General features: G+C 73.0%; 2 protein-coding genes. Both read right to left on the reverse strand.

Annotated features, from left to right (window positions below; genetic code table 11):
* Positions 1-13: 13 nt before the first annotated feature.
* Positions 14-19765, reverse strand: coding sequence for a type I polyketide synthase (locus TR46_RS32280; protein WP_063770724.1), 19752 nt, complete (start codon positions 19763-19765; stop codon positions 14-16).
* Positions 19766-19795: 30 nt separating this feature from the next.
* Positions 19796-21758: type I polyketide synthase (locus TR46_RS32285; protein ID WP_042408952.1), on the reverse strand; the 1963-nt coding region annotated here is incomplete at its 5' end.

Genomic DNA, 21758 nt, shown 5'->3' on the forward strand with positions numbered 1-21758 from the left:
GCCTTGACACTCGTTAGTCGGCGAGCTCGTTGTCGAGAAGTTCGAAGATGTTCTCGACCGTGGCTGCTTTGAGATCGTTGTCGGCCGCGTCGCCGGCCGTCGCACCGTGATCGCTCTCCAATGTCACCAGCAGAGCTTTCACACGTGCAGCGAGAGCAGTACGTGTACCATCACCGGAGGAAATTCCCTTGACCAGTTCTTCGAGCCTGCTGATTTCGTCCAGGGCAGCCGATCCCGAACCGACCTTGTCATCGCCGACCTCCTGCTTGAGGTAATCGGAGAGAACAGCCGGTGTCGGGTAGTCGAATGCGAGGGTGGCGGGCAGTTTCAGCCCGGTGGCAGCGTTCAGGCGATTGCGTAGCTCCAGAGCAGTCAATGAGTCGAAACCCAGATCCTTGAAAGCCTTTCCGGCTCCCACGGCTTCCGCCGAGGAATGACCGAGAACGGCGGCCGCATGCGTTCGAATCAGGCGCAACAGTATCCGGTCGCGGTCGGATTCGCTGGCTGCGTTCAACTGCTCCCGCAACAGCCGTCCTGCTTCCGCACGGTCGGCGGTGAATGCGGACCGCAGCGGATTTCCGGCGAGACTGCGCCAGACCGCCGCCAACTGGTCGCCCCGAGCCGCCTGGCCCCTCAGCGCGGCCACGTTCAGTCGGGCCGGCACCAGCAGCGCCTCGTCCCGGGCCAGTGCCAGATCCAGCAGGGCCAGGCCGTCCTCCGCGGTGATCTCACTCATCACGCTGCGGCCGGCCCGCTGCCGGTCACCGGCGCTGAGGTGCCCGGTCATCGCGCTGGCCTGGGCCCACAGCCCCCAGGCCAGCGAGACCGCCGGCAGTCCGTCCGCACGGCGGTGGGCGGCCAGGGAGTCCAGGAAGGCGTTCCCTGCCGCGTAGTTGCCCTGCCCTGGGGCGCCGAAGGTAGCGGCACCCGCCGAGAAGAGGACGAAGGCGTCCAGATCGGCATCCAGGGTCAGCTCGTGCAGGTTCCAGGCCGCGTCGGCCTTGGGCCGCATCACCGTGTCGATCCGATCGGGCGTCAGCGACCCGATCACGCCGTCGTCCAGGACTCCGGCAGTGTGGAGCACTGTCGTCAGCGTGCCCTCGGTACGGGCCAGCACCGCCGCCAGAGCAGGGCGGTCGGCGGCGTCACCGGCCGTGATCCGCACACCGACACCTGCCTGGGCGCAGTCGGCGGCCAACTGGGCGGCACCTCCGGCGGACGGGCCCGAGCGGCTCAGCAGCACCAGTTCCTCGGCACGCCCGGTCGCCGCCAGATGCCGGGAGAACAGGGCCCCCAGCATGCCGGTCCCGCCCGTGATCAGGACGGTTCCGGCCCGGCGACCCGGCTCGGGCGTGGTGCCGCTGAGGTCGGCGTCCGGCTCCGGCAGGCTCGCCGGGCGGGTCAGCCGCCTTCCGTAGAGAGCCTGCCGACGGATCGCCAGTTCGGGCTCGGCAGAGGCCATGGCTGCGGCCAGCTGCCCGCCGGCCTCCGCGCTGCCGTCCGCCGGAAGGTCGACCAGGACCAATCGGCCCGGCTCCTCCGACTGCGCGGAACGGATCAGCCCCCACACCGAGGAGGCGGCCGGATCGGTCACCGGCTCCCCGGGCTGCGCCGCGATCGCGCCCCGGGTCACCAGCACCAACCGGGCCTCCGACAGGGCCGGCAGCGTCAGCCACTGCTGGACCAGGCCTAGCGTCCGACCGACGACCAGTCGCGCAGTCCCGGCGACACCGGGACCCGTAGCGGTGCCGCCGTCGATCTCGACCAGCACCAGATCCGGCGCGGGCAGACCGTTCTCGACCGTCTCGACCAGAGCGGCCAGATCCGGATATGCCTCCAGCGTCGCGCCGGCCGCGCCGATCCCGAACGGGTCGGGGCCGATCAGCGCCCACCTGCCCGCAGCGGCCGCTTCCGCGCCGCCGACCGGAATCCATTCGACGCTGAAGAGCGCGTCGCGCAAACCGTTCGCGGCGGCCTGCAGCGCACCGGCCGCGATCGGCCGCAGCACCAGCGACTCCACCGACACCACCGGTTGCCCGGTGGCATCCGCCGCGTCCAGGACCAGGCTTCCGGCGCTGCCGTGCGAGAGCCGGACCCGCAGTGTGGCCGCGCCCGACGCCTGGAGCGACACCCCGGTCCACGCGAACGGCAGCCGCACGCCGCCCAGTTCGCCCGAAGGGTCGGTGTCGGCGAGCAGACCGGCCGCGTGCAGCGACGCGTCCAGCAGCGCCGGGTGGATGCCGAACCGGGCGGCGTCGGACGCCGCGTCGTCGGGCAGGGCGATCTCGGCGAAGACGTCGCTGCCGCGCCGCCAGGCCGCCCGCAGTCCGCGGAAGACCGGCCCGTAGCCGTAGCCGCCTGCGGCCTGGACCTCGTAGAGACTGGAGACGTCCACGGACTCGGCGTCCTCGGGCGGCCAGATCAGGAAGTCGGCGGGCGACGCCAGGACAGCGGGCAGGTCCGGCGCGAGCCGTCCACTGGCCTGCTGGACCCAGGGGACACCGTCCGCGCCGTCGGCGCGGGAGTAGACCTCGACGCTCCGCTGGCCGTCCAGGTCCGGCGCACCGACCGTGACCTGGACCTGGACCGCACCGATGGCCGGCACCACCAGCGGGGCCGCCAGGGTCAGTTCGACGATCCTGGCGCACCCGACCTCGTAGCCGGCCCGGACCGCGAACTCCACGAAGGCGGTACCCGGCAGCAGTACCGTGCCGCCGACGGCGTGATCACCGAGCCAGGGCTGCGAGCGCAACGACAGCTGTCCGGTCAGCACCACTCCTCCCCCGCCGGCCAGTTCGACCGACGCGCCCAGCAGCGGGTGTCCGACCGCGCCCAGCCCGGCCGACCGCACGTCCCCGGCTCCACCCAGGGACATCCGGGACCAGTAGCGCTGGTGCTCGAAGGCGTAGGTGGGCAGGTCGGTCCGCTGCCCGGTGGGCAGGACCGCCGACCAGTCCACGCCCACCCCGCGCACATGGACCTCGGCCAGCGACTGCAGGATCCGGGCCGCACCGCCGTCGTCCCGGCGCAGTGTTCCGGCCACCGCCGGCGTCCGGTCCGAGCCGCCGTCGACCTGTTCGAGGGTGGCCGAGACCGCAGCGACCAGCACCGGGTGCGGCGAGGACTCGACGAACACCCGGTACCCGGCCCGGCCGAGCTCCTCGACCGCCGCCGAGAAGCGCACCGGCGCCCGCAGACTCGCGTACCAGTAGTCGACCCCGAGCTGTGAGCCGTCGACGAACTCCCCGGTCATCGCCGACACCATCGGCAGTCGGCCCGGCTGGGAGGTGATCCCGGCGAGCGCGGTGAGCACCTCGTCGCGGATGGCGTCCACCTGCGGTCCGTGCGAGGCGTAGTCCACCGGCAGGATCCGGGCCCGGACGCCGTCACGCTCGCATGCGGCCGCCAACTCCTCGACGGTGTCCGGGTCACCGGAGACCACGGTGGCATCCGGCCCGTTGACCGCCGCGACCGTCAGCCGACCGTCCCAGGCCGCCAGCCGTGCTTCCACGGCCGCAGCCGACTCGGCGACGGACAGCATGCCGCCACGCCCGGACAGCGCCGTCAGCGCCTGGCTGCGCAGCGCCACCACCCTGGCGGCGTCCTCCAGGGAGAGGATCCCGGCGACGCAGGCGGCCGCGATCTCGCCCTGCGAATGTCCCACCACCGCATCCGGACGGACCCCGGACGCCTCCCACACCGCCGCCAGCGACACCATCACCGCCCACAGGGCCGGCTGCACCACATCGACCCGGTCCAGACCCGGCGCCCCCTCGGCACCGGCCAGGACCTCGTCCAACGACCAGTCCACATAAGGCGCCAGCGCCTGCGAGCACTCGGCCAGCCGCGCCGCGAACACCGGCGACGACACCGCCAACTCCCGGCCCATCCCGACCCACTGCGAGCCCTGGCCGGGGAACACGAACACCGTGCGCCGGTCGCCGGCCGGCACCGTCCCGGTCACCACTCCGGCGGCCGGATCGCCGACCGCCACCGCCCCCAGCCCGGCGAGCAGTTCGCCGGCCCCCGTGCCGATGACCACGGCCCGGTGCTCGAACGCCGCCCGGGTGGTCGCCAACGACCAGGCGACGTCAGCGAGTTCACCGACCCTCGGTTCCAGTCGGGCCTGCCGGTACCCGGCCAGCCGCTGTGCCTGTGCAGCCAGTCCGGCGGCGGTCCTGCCGGATACCAGCCAGGCCGTCGGGGCGCCGGTCAGCACCGGCAGCGCGGCCTTCTCGGTCTCCGGGCCGAATCCGTCCTCGTCACTCGGTCCGATGAGATCTGACAGGTCCTCAAGGGCGGGCGGTTCCTCCAGAATGATGTGCGCATTGGTGCCGCTGACCCCGAAGGACGACACCCCGGCCCGACGCGGCCGCCCGTTCACCGGCCACGGCACCGGCTCGCTGAGCAGCCGCACCTCGCCCGAGTCCCAGTCCACGTGCGGGGACGGCTGCTGCGCGTGCAGCGTGACCGGCAGGGCCTCGTGCTGCATCGCCAGCACCATCTTGATGATCCCGGCAACGCCCGCGGCTGCCTGGGTGTGACCGATGTTGGACTTCACCGAACCCAGCCACAGCGGCCGTTCGCCGCTCCGCTCCTGTCCGTAGGTGGCCAGCAGCGCCTGGGCCTCGATCGGGTCGCCGAGGACCGTACCGGTCCCGTGTGCCTCGACGGCGTCCACGTCGGCGGCCGTCAGCCGGGCGTCGGCCAGAGCGGTACGGATCACCCGCTGCTGGGACGGGCCATTGGGCGCCGTCAACCCGTTGGAGGTGCCGTCCTGGTTCACCGCGCTGCCGCGAACCACCGCCATCACGCGGTGCCCGTTGCGCCGGGCGTCGGCAAGCCGTTCCACCACCAGCACACCGGCGCCCTCGCCCCAGCCGGTGCCGTCGGCGCCGGCCCCGAAGGACTTGCACCGGCCGTCCCCGGCCAGGCCCTGCTGCAGGGCGAACTCGGCGAACGCTCCGGGCGTCGCCATCACCGTCACCCCGCCGGCCAGGGCCAACGAGGACTCCCCCGAGCGCAGCGACTGGCAGGCCAGGTGCAGCGCGACCAGGGACGACGAGCAGGCCGTGTCCACGGTGACCGCCGGGCCCTCCAACCCCAGCGTGTAGGCGACCCGTCCGGAGATCACGCTGGTGGCGCTGCCGGTGAGGAAGTAGCCCTCGGTGCCGGCGGTGTCGCCGGACGGCTGCAGGTTCATCCCGTAGCCGGACGACCAGGCGCCGGCGAACACTCCGGCTGCTGTGCCGCGCAGCGATCCGGGGTCGATTCCGGCCTGTTCCAGCGCCTCCCACGAGGCCTCCAGCAGTAGCCGCTGCTGGGGGTCCATGGCCAGCGCCTCGCGGGGGCTGATGCCGAAGAACGCGGGGTCGAACTCGCCCGCGTCGTAGACGAATCCACCGACCGGGGTGAACGAGCGGGATATGTCGGCGGCGGAACCGAAGGCGTCCCAGCCGCGATCGGTCGGGAAGCCGGAGACGGCGTCCTGACCTGTCGTCAGCAACGTCCAGAAGTCGTCGAGGGAGTCCGCGCCACCGGGCAGGCGGCAGCTCATCCCGACGATGGCGATGGGTTCGTCGGACGTCGCCGCCGCCTGAACCTGGATCAGTTCCCTGGTCTGCCCGCCCATCAGGGCGCCCCGGAGGTGCTCGGCCAGTGCGACCGGGGTCGGGTAGTCGAAGACCAGGGTGGCCGGGAGCTTCAGACCGGTGGCCGTGTGCAGCCGGTTGCGCAGCTCGACGGCGGTGAGCGAGTCGAAGCCGGCGTCCTTGAACGCCCGCCCCGCCTCCACCGCGTCGGGCGTGGGATGTCCGAGGACGAGCGCCGCCTCGGCCCGGACCAGGTCGGTGAGGATCCGGTCCTGGTCGGCCCGGGTGAGGCCCTGGAGTTGCTGTCCCAGCGCGGAGGCGGCACCCGCGGTGTCACTGTCGACGTCGGCCGACTCCGACAATGCCAGCCGGACCTGCGGAAGTTCGCTGATCAGTGCGCTGGGCCGGTGCAGGGTGAACACCGGGGCGAACCGGTCCCAGTCCAGGTCGGCCACGGTGACCAGGCCCTCGCCGTGGTCCAGGACGGTGGCCAGCGCGCCGATGGCCAGCTCGGGGTCCATGTCCCGCAGGCCGAGCCGCTGCAGCTGGCTGCCGCCCTCGCCCTCGCCCATCCCACCGCCGCCCCACAGGCCCCAGGACACCGAGGTCGCGGGCAGTCCGCGGGCCAGCCGGTTCTCGGCCAGCGCGTCCAGGTAGGCGTTGGCGGCTGCGTAGGCCGCCTGCAGCCGGCTGCCCCAGATCGCGGCCCCGGAGGAGAACACCACGAAGGCGTCCAGCTCCCGATCGGCGGTGAGCCGGTCCAGGTGCGCGGCCCCGGCGGTCTTGGCGAGCGCGGCGCCGGCCAGGTCCCCGACCGTGGTGTCGGCGACCAGGGCGCCCTGCGGGACGCCGGACGCATGGAAGACGGACCGCAGGGCGGGCCCGCTCCCGTCGATCCGGTCCAGCAGTGCGGCCAACCCGGACCGGTCGGCCGTGTCGCAGGCGACCACCGAGACGGCGGTGCCCCCGGCAGCCAGCCGAGCGGCCCGCTCGGCCGTACCGGAGGCCCGGGCTCCCGATCGCGAGACCAGCACGACCCGGGGAACGCCGCGCCCGGCCAGCCAACTGGCCACCCGTCCGCCGATCGCCCCGGTGCCGCCGGTGAGCAGGGCGGTCCCCGAGGACGTCCAAGCGCCGTTTCCGTGCGGCTGCGGGGCCGGAAGCAGTCGTCGGCCCAGGATTCCACTGCCACGGATCGCGATCTGGTCCTCGCCGCGCTCGGCGGATCCGGCCAGGACGGCGACCAACTGGGCCGAGGTGCGCTCGTCCAGAGCCGGCGGCAGATCGATCAGGCCGCCCCAGTGGTCGGGGTGCTCCAGTCCGACGATCCGGCCCAGGCCCCAGATCTGGGCCTGGACCGGGCTGGTCAGCGTCTCGCCCGGGCCGGTCGCGACCGCTCCGGTGGTCGCTGCCCAGACCGGGGCCTGGATGCCGAGGTCGGCCAGGGCCTGGACCAGGCCCAGGGTTCCGGCCAGGCCGGTGCTGACGGCCGGCGAGTCGCTGAGCGGCTCCTCGTCGAAGCCCAGCAGCGACAGCACCCCGGCGGCTTCGGCCACCCTGCCCTGCTCGTCGGTGAGTGCCTGCCGGATCCGGTCAGCCAGGCCGCCACGATCCACCTCGCCCGGAGCGGCCTCGGCCAGGGCCACCCGGGCTCCGGACCCGGTCAGGGCCTCTGCGCAGGCCCCGGTCAGCTCCGAACCACTCGCCGTGACGACGAGCCAGACCCCGGTGAGCTTCGCCGGAGCCGAGTCGGGCAGCGGGGTCCAGGAGACCTGGTAGCGCCAGCCGGCCGTCAGCGACTCCTCCCGGTCGCGCTGCCGCCAGGACGCCAGCGCCGGAAGCACCTCGCTGAACGGGCGCTCCCCCTCGATCTCCAGGGCCCCGGCCAGTCCGGCCAGATCGCCGTGTTCCACCGCGGCCCAGAACTGCGCCTCAGCCTCGGATCCGGTCCCGTCACCGCCACGAGCCGCTACGGGCGTGGGCTTCGGCCAGTAGTACTGGTGCTGGAAGGCATAGGTGGGCAGTTCCACCAGCTGACCGGTCGGCAGGATCGCGGACCAGTCGACGTCCACCCCGCGCACATGGGAACGGGCCAGGGCGGCCAGCACAGCTGTCGCGGCGTCAGCGTCCGCCCGCAGCACCGGGATGAATGCGGCCTCGGTGTCCGTTCCCTCGCCGATGGCCGACAGCGTCCCGTCCGGGCCGATCTCGATGAACACCGTGACGCCCTGGGCGGCCATCGTCGCGACCGCGTCGGCGTAACGGACCGGCTGCCTTGCCTGGTCCACCCAGTAGTCGGCATCCGGTTGGGTGATCAGCTCACCGGTCAGCGCCCCGACCCAGGTCACCGTGGGCGGCGCATGCTCCAGATCGGCGGCCACCGTGCCGAGTTCTTCCAGCACGGGGTCCATCAGGGACGAGTGGAAGGCGTGGCTGACGCGCAGTCGGCGCACCCTCCGCCCGCGCTCCCGCCACACCTCGACCAGCGCGTCCACCTCGTCCGCGTCGCCCGAAACCACCGTGGCCGACGGGCCGTTGACGGCCGCGACGGACACCCCGGACCTGCCCTCGAGCGTGGCGAACAGCTCGGCCTCGCCGGCGGCGATGGCCGCCATCGCCCCGCCCTCGGGAAGGGCCTGCATCAGCCGCGCCCGGGCCGCGACCAGTCGGCAGGCCCGGGCCAGCGTCAGCACACCGGCCGCATGGGCAGCCGCGATCTCCCCGACCGAGTGTCCGGCAACCGCGTCCGGGACGATCCCGGCCGCCTTCAGCAGGGCGACCAGCCCCATTTCGACCGCGAACAGCCCGGTCTGGGCGTAGAGGGTCTGGGTGGCCCGGTCGTCGCCGTCCGCAGGGGTACCCAGCACCACGTCCCGGATCGGCACGCCGGTCTCGGCCTCCAGCAGTGCGCAGGCGTGATCGAACGCCTCGGCGAAGACCGGGGATGCCGCGTGGAGCTCGCGGCCCATCCCGGCCCGCTGGGCTCCCTGCCCGGCGAAGACGAAGCCCACCCGGCCGGCCCCGGAGGCGGAGACCGCCGCCTGGACCACCCCGGCCGCGGGCGCGCCCAGGGCAAGCGCGGTCAGTCCGGAGGCCAGATCGCCGGTGATGACGGCTCGGTGCTCGAACATCGACCGGCTCCGGGCCAGCGACCAGCCGACATCGACCGGATCCAGCTCCGGACGGGCGGAGAGGTGGTCGGCGAGCCGTCCGGCCTGGGCGGCCAGACCGGCAGCCGACTGGCCGGACACCAACCACGCGGACGGGGCCGGATCCAGCACCGGCGCCGGCCGCTGCGCAGGAGTTGCATCGTCGGCGAGGGCCGGCGGTTCTTCGACGATCACATGGGCGTTGGTGCCGCTGACGCCGAACGCCGACACGCCCGCCCGCCGTGGACGGCCGTTCGCCGGCCAGGGCACCGGCTCGGTCAGCAGGCGCACCTCGCCCGCGGACCAGTCCACGTGCGGGGACGGTTCGTCGGCGAAGAGGGTGACCGGCAGCACGTCGTGCTGCAGGGCCAGCACCATCTTGATCACACCGGCCACTCCGGCCGCGGCCTGGGTGTGCCCGATGTTGGACTTCACCGACCCCAGCCACAACGGCCGTTCCTCCGAACGGTCCTGACCGTACGTCGCCAGCAGCGCCTGCGCCTCGATCGGGTCACCCAGCACCGTCCCGGTCCCGTGCGCCTCCACCACGTCGACATCCGACGCCGACAACTGCGCGCTCGCCAGCGCCGCCCGGATCACCCGCTGCTGCGACGGACCGTTCGGCGCCGTCAACCCGTTCGACGCACCGTCCTGATTCACCGCACTGCCACGCACCACAGCCAGCACCCGATGCCCGTTGCGACGGGCATCGGAGAGCCGTTCCAGCACCAGGACACCAGCGCCTTCACCCCAGCCGGTGCCGTCGGCGTCCGCGCCGAACGACTTGCACCGGCCGTCGCCGGCCAGACCCTGCTGGCGGGCGAATTCGGCGAACGCTCCGGGCGTCGCCATCACGGTGACCCCGCCGGCCAGGGCCAGCGAACACTCCCCCGAGCGCAGGGCCTGACCGGCCAGGTGCAGCGCGACCAGCGACGACGAGCAGGCCGTGTCGACGGTGACCGCCGGGCCCTCCAGGCCCAGGGCGTAGGAGACCCGGCCGGAGATCACACTGGTGGCGTTCCCGGTGAGCAGGTAGCCCTCGGAGCCGCTGCTCCGGGCCAGGCCGACGCCGTAGGCCGAGTAGGTGGCCCCGGCGAAGACACCGGTCTGACTGCCCCGCAGCGAGTGCGGATCGATGCCTGACCGTTCCAGCGCCTCCCAGGTGGTCTCCAGCAACAGCCGCTGCTGCGGATCCATCGCCAGCGCCTCACGCGGGCTGATGCCGAAGAACCCGGCGTCGAACCCGGAGGCGTCGTAGACGAATCCGCCCTGGCGGGTGGTGGAGGTCCCGGCTGCGGGGGCGGCACCGTAGAGGCGGTCGGCGTCCCAGCCCCGGTCGGACGGGAAGCCGGAGACCGCGTCAGTGCCCGTGGCGATCAACTCCCAGAAGCTGTCCGGGGTGGCGGATCCGCCGGGGTAGCGGCAGCCGATGCCGACGATGGCGATCGGCTCGCCGGGGTCGGCGGCCGCGAATGCCGGCGCCGCCGGCGCGGACTCGCCCAGGGCGCCGAGCAGTTCGGCGCGCAGGAATCCGACGACCACGGTCGGGGTGGGGTAGTCGAAGACGAGCGTGGCCGGGAGCCGCAGGCCGGTGGCCGCGTTCAGCCGGGTGCGCAGGTCGACGGCGGTGAGCGAGTCGAAGCCGAGGTCCTTGAAGGCCCGCCCGGCCGGTACGGCCTCCACTGAGGCGTGCCCGAGCACGGCGGCGGCCTCGGCCCGGACCAGGTCGGTGAGGATCCGGTTCTGCTCCGGCCGGTTCAGGCCGAGCAGCCGCTGTCCCAGCGCCGTCCCGGCCTTCCTGGCGTCGTCGTCGGAGTCCGGCGGACCGTTGAGGGCCCGCTGGGCGTCCGGCAGATCGGCCAGCAGCGGACTGGGCCGCTGCACGGTGAACACCGGGGCGAACCGGGCCCAGTCGATGTCCGAGACCGCGACCAGGGCCTCGTCCGCGTCCAGCACCCCGGCCAGCGCCGCGATCGCCGGCTCCGGGTCCATCTCCCGCAGGCCGAGGCGCTGCAGCAGTTCCCCGGCCGGTCCCTCGCCCATACCGCCGCCGCCCCACAGGCCCCAGGCGACCGAGGTCCCGGCCAGCCCACGGGCCCGGCGGTCCTCGACCAGGGCGTCCAGTGCCGCGTTCGACGCCGCGTACCCGGCCAGCTGACCGCTGCCCCAGGTGGCCGCGCCGGAGGAGAACACCACGAAGGCGTCCAGGTCGAGTCCGGAGGTGGCCTGGTCCAGATACGCGGCGCCGCCGGCTTTCGCCTGCGACACGTCCGCCAGCTCCGATGCCACCATGCCGTCGATCGGTCCGCCGAGACCGGCCCCGGCGGCATGCATCACCGAGCTCAAGCACGGTCCGGTCGCGCCGATCCAGTCCACCAGACCGGCCACCTGCGCGCGCTCGCCGATGTCACCGGCGACCACGGCCACCGCTGTTCCGGCGGCGGCCAGTTCGGCGGCCAGAGCAGCCACCCCGGCCGCGGCCGGACCCGAACGGCTGGACAGCACCAGCCTGGCCGCGCCGCGACCGGTCAGCCAACGGGCCACATGCCCGCCGACGCCGCCGGTACCGCCGGTCACCAGCACGCTGCCACCAGGCAGCCACCGGCCACCGGGACGCGGCCGCGGTGCGCGCAGCAGCCGCCGGCCCAGCACTCCCCCGGACCGGATCGCCACCTGGTCCTCGCCGCATCCGGCCAGGACCGCGACCAACCGATCGGCCGAGCGCGCGTCCCACACCCGCGGCAGGTCGACCAGGCCGCCCCACCGGTCCGGATGCTCCAGACCCACGACGCGGCCGAAGGCCCAGGTCTGCGCCTGGACCGGGCCGGTCGCCACATCACCGGCTCCGGCAGCGACCGCACCCGACGTCAGCACCCACAGCGGCGCGCCGATCCCGGCGTCGCCCAGCGCCTGGACCAGGCCCATCGTCCCGGCCAGACCACCGGGCACGACCGGCCACCGCTCCATCGGCGCCTCGTCCAGCGCCAGCAGCGACACCACTCCGGTCACCGGACTGCTCTCGTCGTCCTCCGCTGCCAGGAGAGTCTCGCCGATCCGGTCGGCCAGCACCCGGCGGTCGATCTCACCCACGCCGACCTCGGCGAGCAGCACCCGTGCGCCGTGGTCGGTCAGCGCCTGGACGCAGTGCTCGCCGCGGTGCGCGGCCGCTTCGTCGGACGGGGCGACCACCAGCCACGTCCCGGACAGCGTGGCCGAGTTGGGCACCGTGACCGGGGCCCAGGCGATCCGGTAGCGCCAGTCGGCGACCGTCGACTCACCGCGTTCGCGCTGCCGCCAGGCGGCCAGCGCGGGCAGCACCTCGCGCAGCCGCTGCCCGTCGACGGCCAGGGTCTGCGACAGGCTGTCCAGATCGCCGCCCTCGACGGCGGCCCAGAAGGCGCTGTCGGCCGCAGGGATGGTGTTCGGGCCGGTCGGAGCCGCGGCCGGGGCCGACTTGGGCCAGTACCGCTGGCGCTGGAACGCATAGGTCGGCAGGTCGATCCGCTCGCCGACCGGCAGCACCGCGGTCCAGTCCACGAAGACGCCGCGGCCGTGGACCTGCGCCAGCGAGGCCAGCGCCCGGACCGGCCCGCCGTCGTCCCGGCGCAGGGTGCCGGTGACGATGGGCTCCCGCACGGAGCCTGCGCTCCCGTCGGCCTCGGACTCCTGCCGAAGGTTCTCCAGGGTGTCGGTGACAGCGGCGGTCAGCACCGGGTGTGCGGAGGTCTCGATGAACACCCCGTAGCCGGCCCGGCCCAGCACCTCGGTGGCACGGGAGAACTCCACGGTCGCCCGCAGGCTGGCGTACCAGTAGTCGGCGTCCAGCTCCGGGCCGTCCAGGAACTCGCCGGTCAGCGCCGAGACCATGGCGATGACGCCGGGTCGCGGCGCGACCGTCCCCAGCAGACTCAGCACCCCGTCGCGGATCTCCTCGACCTGCGGCCCGTGCGAGGCGTAGTCCACCGGAAGCATCCTGGCCCGGACGCCGTCCCGTTCGCCGTCGGCGAGCAGCTCGGCCAGGGCCTCCGGCTCACCCGAAACCACCGTCGCCGCAGGGCCGTTCACCGCCGCGACCGAGATCCGGCCGTTCCAGCGCGTGATCCGCGCCGCCACGGCCTCGGCCGGTTCGGCGAGGGACAGCATCCCGCCGCGTCCGGACAGCGCGATCAGTGCCCGGCTGCGCAGCGCCACCACCTTGGCGGCGTCCTCCAGCGAGAGGATACCGGCGACCACCGCTGCCGCGATCTCGCCCTGCGAGTGCCCCAGCACCGCGTCCGGAACCACCCCTGCGGCCTGCCAGAACTCGGCCAGCGAGACCATCACGGCCCACAGCACCGGCTGCACCACGTCAACACGGTCGAAGCCCGGCGCACCGTCACGACCGGCCAGCACATCTCCCAACGACCAGTCCACGTACGGCGCGAGCGCCTGCTCGCACTCGGCCAGCCGGGCCGCGAACACCGGCGACGACGAGGCCAACTCCCGGCCCATCCCGACCCACTGACTGCCCTGCCCCGGGAACACGAACACCACCGGGCCAGCGCCTCCGGCCACCCCGGTCACCACCCCGGCAGCGGGCTCCTCCGCCGCCAACGCGCGGAGCCCAGCGGCCAGTTCGTCCCCGTCGGTGCCGGTGATGACGGCGCGGTGCTCGAACAGGGAACGGGTGGTCGCCAACGACCAGCCGACATCGACGGGGTCGAGGTCGGGGCGGATGGCGAGGTCTTCGGCCAGCCGCCGGGCCTGCTCGACGAGTCCGGACGCGGTCTGGCTGGACAACAGCCAGGCCGGGGCGGCGGACAGCACTGACGGGTCCGGCACGGCCGGCTCGGCAGCGCTCGGCAGCGGTGCTTCCTCAAGGATGATGTGGGCGTTGGTACCGCTGATGCCGAAGGCCGAGACCCCGGCCCGGCGGGGACGGTCGCCGGCCGTCCAGTCCAACGGCCCGCTGAGCAGCCGGACGTCACCGGCGGTCCAGTCGACCTGCGGTGACGGCACGTCAGCATGCAACGTGGCCGGCAGCAGACCGTGCTGCAGGGCCAGCACCATCTTGATGATCCCGGCCGCGCCGGAAGCCTGCTGGGCGTGGCCGATGTTGGACTTCACCGTGCCCAGCCACAGCGGACGTCCCTCCGGGCGGTCCTGACCATAGGTGGCCAGCAACGCCTGGGCCTCGATCGGGTCGCCGAGCCGGGTACCGGTGCCATGGGCCTCGACCGCGTCCACGTCGGCGGTGCCGAGGCCGGCACTGGCGAGCGCGGCGCGGATCACCCTTTGCTGCGAGGGGCCGTTGGGGGCGGTCAGGCCATTGCTGGCGCCGTCCTGGTTGATGGCACTGCCGGCGACCACGGCCAACACGGTGTGGCCGTGGCGGCGGGCGTCCGAGAGCCGCTCCAGGACGATCATCCCGGCGCCCTCGGACAGGCCCATGCCGTCCGCGTCGGCCGAGAACGCCTTGCAGCGACCGTCCAGGGCCAGCGCGCCCTGCTGTGAGAAGCCGATGAACTCCGCCGGATCGGTGATCACCATGACGCCACCGGCCAGCGCCAGGTCGCACTCACCGGTCCGCAGCGCCTGCGCGGCCAGGTGCAGCGACACCAGCGCCGACGAGCAGGCCGTGTCGACGGTGACAGCCGGGCCCTCCAGGCCGAGCGTGTAGGAGATCCGGCCGGAGATCACGCTGGTCACATTGCCGGTGAGCAGGTGCCCCTCCGAGCCGTCCAGGCCGGCGCCGTAGCCGGTCTGCGCGGCGTAGCCGGACGAGGCCGCACCGGCGAAGACACCGGTCAGCGAGCCGCGCAGGGACTGCGGGTCGAGCCCGGTGCGCTCCAGCGCCTCCCAGGCGGTCTCCAGCAGCAGCCGCTGCTGCGGGTCCATTGCCAGCGCCTCACGCGGGCTGATCCGGAAGAACGCGGGGTCGAAGTCGGCCGCCCCTGCGACGAACCCGCCCTCACTGGTGACGGACGCCAGCGCCTGGCCGGGGATCGCGTCGAGCAGTCCACGAATGTCCCAGCCCCGGTCCTCCGGGAAACCCCCGATCGCATCCCCACCGGTCGCGAGCAGCCGCCACAGCGCCTCCGGGCTGTCCACCCCGCCCGGAAACCGGCAGCCCATGCCCACGATCACCACCGGATCGGTGGCCGACACCGGGACGACCCGCGATTCGGTCGCCATCAACTGCTGAGTGCCCATCAGCTGGGCCACGATCTGCCGAGCCAGCATCACCGGTGACGGATAGTCGAACACCACCGTGGACGGCAGCTGCAGACCGGTGGCCTGGTTGAGCCTGCCGCGCAGCTCCACCGCCGTCAGCGAGTCGAAGCCCATGTCCCGGAATGCCCGCTTGGCCTCCACCTCGTCGGCGGAGGCGTGGCCCAGGACGGCTGCCGCATGGCTGCCGACCAGGTCGGTGACGATCCGCTCCCGCTGCCCGGCCGAGACTCCGACCAGACGTTCCAGCAGCGCCGCGGCCTCGCCCGAGGCCACCGCCGCAGTGCCGGCCGGGCCGGAGTCGAGCTGCCGCGCCTCGGGGATCTCCTGCAGCAGCGGCCAGGAACGCACGGCGTTGAACACGGCGGAGAAGCGCGGCCAGTCGACATCTGCGACCGACAGGACGGTCTCGTCGTCGGCGAGCACCTGGCCCAGCACGGTCAGCGCTCGCTCCGGGGCCAGCAGCCGCAGCCCCTGGCGCCGAAGGCGTTCCGGGACCAGGCTCTGCGGCCGCTCCGACACGGATGCACCGGCTGCTTCGGATTCGTCGAACCGTCCGCCGGAACTCCAGACCCCCCAGGCCACCGACGTGGCCGGCAGGCCCCGGGCGCGCCGCTTCTCCGCAAGCGCGTCCAGGTGGGCGTTGGCGGCGGCGTAGGTGCCGTGCTCGCCGACGCCCCAGGTCGCGGTGATGGAGGAGAACAGGACGAAGGCGTCCAGGTCCAGATCGGCCGTCAGTTCGTCCAGATGCCGGGCGCCGACGACCTTGGCGCCCAGCGCCAGGGCCAGCTGGTCGACGTCCGCCTCGTCGAGGGCCGTCAACTCGACCGCGACCGCGGCGTGGATCACCGTGGTGAGCGGCGGGGCAATCGTCGGTATCCAGGCCAGCAGGCCGGCCACCGCATCCCGGTCGACGACATCGCAGGCGACCATGGTCACCGCCGATCCGGCCTCGGCGAGGATCGCGGCGAGCACGGCTGCGCCGGGCGTCGCCGCTCCCCGGCGGCTGGCCAGCACCGCGTGCTCGACCCCGGAGTCGCTCAGCCAGGCAGCCAGGTCCGGGCCGATCGCACCGCTGGCACCGGTCAGCAGGACCGTTCCGCGCGGCCTCCATGCTCCCTCGCCGTTGCGCCGGGGAGCGGCCCGGACCAGACGGCGGGCCAGAACCCCGCCCGCCCGGATCGCCACCTGATCCTCGCTCCGGTCTGCGAGCACCCCGGAAAGCCGAGCTGCGGCCCGGTCGTCCAGGACCGGCGGCAGGTCGATGAGACCACCCCACCGGTCCGGATGCTCCACCCCCGCCGTCCGCCCCAGACCCCACACCTGGGCCTGGGTCGGACTGGCCAGCACATCGCCGTCGCCGGTCGTGACAGCGCCCTGGGTCAGCACCCACAGCGGCGCGGTGGTCCCGGTGTCGCCGAGCGCCTGCAGCAGTCCCAGCGTTCCGGCCACACCGGACGGCACCACGGGCTGGTCGGGCAGCGGCGACTCGTCCAACCCCAGCAGGGAGAGCACGCCCGCCGGCGAGGCTTCCGTCGGGAGGCCGTCGTCCGTCGGCGCGGCGAGGGTCTCGCTGATCCTCCTGGCCAGGCTCGACCGGGTCACCTCACCCGGGGCGACCTCGGCGACCAGCACCCGCGCCGCACGCTCGCCGAGGGCCCGCTCGCAGGCCGACGCCAGATCACTGCCGGCGAGTCCGGCCGTAACCATGAGCAGCCAGGTCCCCGACAGCACCGCCGGGGCCGGTTCGCGGACCGGCATCCAGGAGACCCGGTACCGCCAGTCCCCCGTCAGCGACTCGTCCCGCTCCCGTTGCCGCCACGAGGCCAGGGCCGGCACCAGGGTGCCCAGTGCCGTGCCGTCCAACGAGAGCACCCGGGACAGGCCGTCCAGGTCACCGGCCTCGACCGCGGACCAGAACCGGGCCTCGGCCGCGGAGCCGGTGCCACCGCCGACGGCGACCGGTGCCGGAACCGGCTTGGGCCAGAACCGCTGCCGTTGGAACGGGTAGGTCGGCAGTTCCACCCGCGCCGCCGCAGGTACGACGGTGGTCCAGTCGACGGCCACGCCGCGCACGTGAACCTCGGCCAGCGAGGCCAGCAACCGAGCCGGGCCGCCGTCGTCCCGGCGCAGCGTCCCGGCCACGATCGGCTCCGACAGGGAGATGCCCTCGGTCTCCTCGGGGTTCGCGAGCTCCTCCAGCGTTGCGGAGATGGACGCTGTCAGCACCGGATGCGCGGAGCTCTCGACGAACACCCCGTGACCCGCCCGGCCCAGCACCTCGACCGCCCGGGAGAACTGCACACGCGCCCGCAGGCTGGCGTACCAGTACCCGGCGTCCAGCTCGGGGCCTTCCAGGTACTCGCCGGTCATCGCCGACACCATCGGCAGCCGGCCCGGCTGCGGGGCGACGCTGTCCAGTAGGTCCAGGATCTCCTCGCGCAGTTCGTCCACCTGGGAGCCGTGCGAGGCGTAGTCCACCGGCAGGATCCTGGCCCGGACCCCCTCACGCTCGCAGTCGGCGAGGATCGCGGCCAGCGCCTCCAGGTCACCGGAGACCACCGTCGCAGCAGGGCCGTTCACGGCCGCCACCGAAGCCTGACCGTCGAGGATCACGAGCCGCGCCATCCGCGCCTCCACGGCGGCGACAGGTTCGGCGACGGACAGCATTCCGCCGCGCCCGGACAGCGCGATCAGCGCCCGGCTGCGCAGGGCCACCACCTTGGCGGCGTCCTCCAGCGACAGGATCCCGGCGATCACTGCCGCCGCGATCTCACCCTGCGAATGCCCGACCACAGCGGCGGGCTCGACGCCTGCGGCCTGCCACACCGCCGCCAAGGACACCATGACGGCCCACAGCACCGGCTGGACGACGTCCACCCGGTCGAAGCCCGGCGCACCGTCACGACCGGCCAGCACATCGCCCAACGACCAGTCCACGTACGGCGCCAGCGCCTGCTCGCACTCGGCCAGCCGAGCCGCGAACACCGGCGACGACGCCGCCAACTCCCGGCCCATCCCGACCCACTGACTGCCCTGCCCCGGGAACACGAACACCACCCGGCCGGGACCGCCGCCGGCCGGAACCACCCCGGTGACGGCACCTGCCGTCGGCCGGCCTGCGGCAACCGCCGACAGTCCGGAGAGCAACTCGCTCCGCTCCTGGCCCAGGACCACGGCCCGGTGCTCGAAGACCGACCGGGTAGTGAGCAGCGACCAGGCGACCTCTGCGGCTTCGAGTTCGGGACGGGCCAGCACGAACTCGCCCAGTCGGCCCGCCTGCGCGGCCAGCCCGGCCGTGCTCCGGGCCGACACCAGCCAGGCCGGGACGGTGCCGGTCAGCACCGGCAGGCCGGCACCGACCTTCTCCGTCTCTTCCCGGTCGGCGTCTTCCGCAGCCGGATCGTCGGGGTCGGCCTCGGCGACCACCTCGGCCACCGGCGGGGCTTCCTCCAGGATGGCGTGCACATTGGTGCCGCTGACTCCGAAGGCCGAGACGCCTGCGCGCCGGGGACGGCCGTTGGCCGGCCAGGCGACCGGCTCGTGCAGCAGCCGGACCTCGCCCGCCGTCCAGTCCACGTGCGGACTGGGCTCATCGGCATGCAGCGTGCGCGGCAACTCCTGATGCTGCAGAGCCAGCACCATCTTGATGATCCCGGCCATACCGGCTGCGGTCTGGGTGTGGCCGATGTTCGACTTCACCGAACCCAGCCACAACGGCCGGTCGTCCTCGCGGTCCTGACCGTAGGTCGCCAGCAGCGCCTGGGCCTCGATCGGGTCACCGAGCACCGTGCCGGTCCCGTGCGCCTCGACCGCGTCCACCTGGTCCGCACGCAGCCCGGCATTGGCCAGCGCGGTCCGGATCACCCGCTGTTGCGACGGGCCGTTCGGCGCGGTCAGACCGTTGCTGGCACCGTCCTGGTTCATCGCACTGCCGGCGATGACAGCCAGCACCCGGTGGCCGTTCCGGTGCGCGTCGGAGAGGCGCTCCAGGACGAGCATCCCGGCGCCCTCACCCCAGCCGATGCCGTCCGCGTCGGCCGCGAATGCCTTGCACCGGCCGTCAAAAGCCAGCCCTTGCTGACGGGAGAACTCCGCGAACGCACCAGGAGTGGACATCACGGCCACGCCACCGGACAGGGCCATCGAGCACTCGCGCGACCGCAGCGCCTGGCAGGCCAGGTGCAAGGCCACCAGGGAGGACGAGCAGGCGGTGTCGACGGTCACCGCCGGGCCTTCCAGCCCGAGGGTGTAGGAGACGCGTCCGGAGATGACCGACGTCAGGCTACCGATCATCAGATAGCCCTCGGAGCCGCCCTCTTCGGCCAGACCGCTGCCGTAGGCACCGAACCCGGCGCCGGCGAAAACACCGGTCGCGGTGCCCTTCAGTGACAGCGGGTCGATTCCGGCCCGCTCGATCGCCTCCCAGGCGGTCTCCAGCAGCAGCCGCTGCTGCGGATCCATGGTGATGGCCTCACGCGGACTGATCCCGAAGAACCCGGGGTCGAAGTCGGCCGCGTCATAGATGAATCCGCCCACGCGTGTCGTTGACGCCTCGTCACCTATTCCGGCGTACAGGCCTTCGGGGTCCCATCCCCGGTCCGACGGAAATCCGGAGATCGCGTCGGTCCCGGCGGCCATCAGGTTCCAGAACTCCTCCGGTTCCCGTACACCGCCCGGGAATCGGCAGCCCATGCCCACAATCGCGATCGGCTCGCGGTCGCGGTCGCGAAGCCTCTTGCGGGTACGACGCAACGTGGTGGTTACCTGCTTGAGGTAGTCACGAAGCTTGTCCTCGTTCTCAACCGCAGCCATGTTCAACTACCCCTAAGAAGTATGTGTGAATCAATCGAAGTCGGCGGCGCGGAGCTCTGCTTCGACGAAGTCGAACATCTCGTCGTCGGTTGCCGACTCGAGCTCCTGATCGGTGCGCTGGTCGTCGCCGTCTTCCTGGGCGCGCAGTTCCTGGCCGATTGATTCGAGCCGGGACGTGATGTCGAAGCGCTCCTCGTTGTTCCAGGTGATCCTGGAGAGGACGGCCTGCAGTTTCTTGAGTTCGGCCACCGCGACGGCGTAGTCGGTCTGTTCGTTGACGGCCTTGGAGCGGATGAACTCCGCCAGGACAGTGGGCGTGGGGTAGTCGAAGACGAGGGTGGCGGGCAGTTTCAGCCCGGTCGCCGTGTTCAGCCGGGTCCGCAGGTCGACGGCGGTGAGCGAGTCGAAGCCGAGGTCCTTGAACGCCCGGTCGGCCGGTACGGCGTCGACCGATCCATAACCGAGGACCGCGGCGGACTCGGCCCGGACCAGGTCGGTGAGGAGCCGGATCTGCTCGGCCCGGCCGAGTCCCTCCAGCCGCTGCCCCAGCGCCGTCCCGGTCGGCTCCGCACCGTCGTCGGACGGCGCGGAGTCGCTGAGCGCCTGCTGGGCCTCGGGCAGGTCGGCCAGCAGGGGGCTGGGCCGTTGGACGGTGAAGATGGTGGCGAACCGGTCCCAGTCGATGTCCGAGACCGCGACCAGCGCCTCGCCGGCGTCCAGGACCGCCGCCAGGGCGCCGACGGCCACCTGGGGGGCCATCTCGCGCACCCCCAGACGCTGAAGCACTTCCCCGGCGATCCCGCCGCCCATACCGCCGCCGCCCCACAGCCCCCAGGCGACGGACGTTCCGGCCAGACCACGGGCGCGGCGATCCTCGATCAGAGCATCGATTGCGGCGTTCGCAGCCGCGTAGCCGGAGAGCCGGGCGCTGCCCCAGGCCGCGGCGCCGGAGGAGAAGACGACGAACGCGTCCAGGTCCTTGTCCGCTGTCAGTTCGTCCAGGTACGTCGCGCCACCGGCCTTGGCCTGCAGTGCTTCGGTCAGGTCCGCCGTCACCATGGCATCGAGGGGTCCGCCGGGGGCTGCGCCGGCGGCATGCATGATCGAGCTCAGTGCGGGGCCGTGCCGGTCTATCCAGGCCAGCAGACCGGCTGTCTGGGCCCGGTCGCCGACATCAGCGGCGAGGACGTCCACGGTCGTACCAGCCGTGGCCAGTTCGGCGGCCAGCACCGCCGCACCGGACGCGACCGGACCGGACCGGCTGGACAGCACCACCCGGGCGGTATCCCGCGCGGTCAGCCAGCGCGCCACATGCCCGCCGACGCCACCGGTACCGCCGGTGACCAGGACACTGCCGGCGGGTTTCCACTGCGGCGCCGTACGGGCCAACTGCGGCGCCCGGACCAGACGCCGACCCAGGACACCGCTGGATCGGATGGCGACCTGGTCCTCACCACAACCGGCCAGGACAGCGACCAAGCGATTGGCGGTGCGCGCATCCCACGACAGAGGCAGGTCGATCTGTCCGCCCCAGCGGTCCGGATGTTCCAGGGCCGCAACTCGCCCGAAGGCCCACGACTGAGCGGGCACCCGGCTGACCGGTACCTCACCGGCGACCGCCGCCACCGCGCCTGATGTCAGCATCCACAGCGGCGCGTCGATCCCGGCGTCGCCCAGGGCCTGGACCAGCGCCATCGTTCCTGCGAGACCACTGGGCACGATGGGCGACCCGGTCAGCGGAGCTTCATCCAGGGCCAGCAGGGACACAATCCCGGCCGGGAGACCGTCCCCGGCCTCGTCCAGGGTTCGGACGATCCGGTCGCGGAGTGACTGCCGGTCCAACTCGCCGGGGGCGATCTCGACATGCAGCGCCTGAGCGCCGGCGTCGGTCAGGGCCTGGACGCTGCGGGCGGTCAGACCCGAATCGGCCTGATCAGCAGGGGTGACCAGCAGCCAGGTTCCCAGCAGGGTTGCGGGGGCGGGTTCGCTCAGC

The organism is Streptacidiphilus carbonis (assembly GCF_000787775.1).
Taxonomy (GTDB): Bacteria; Actinomycetota; Actinomycetes; order Streptomycetales; family Streptomycetaceae; genus Streptacidiphilus; species Streptacidiphilus carbonis.

Coding starts and splice junctions, on each gene's coding strand:
- TR46_RS32280 (WP_063770724.1), bottom strand. CDS start 19,765: ATGGCTGCGGTTGAGAACGAGGACAAGCTTCGTGACTACCTCAAGCAG.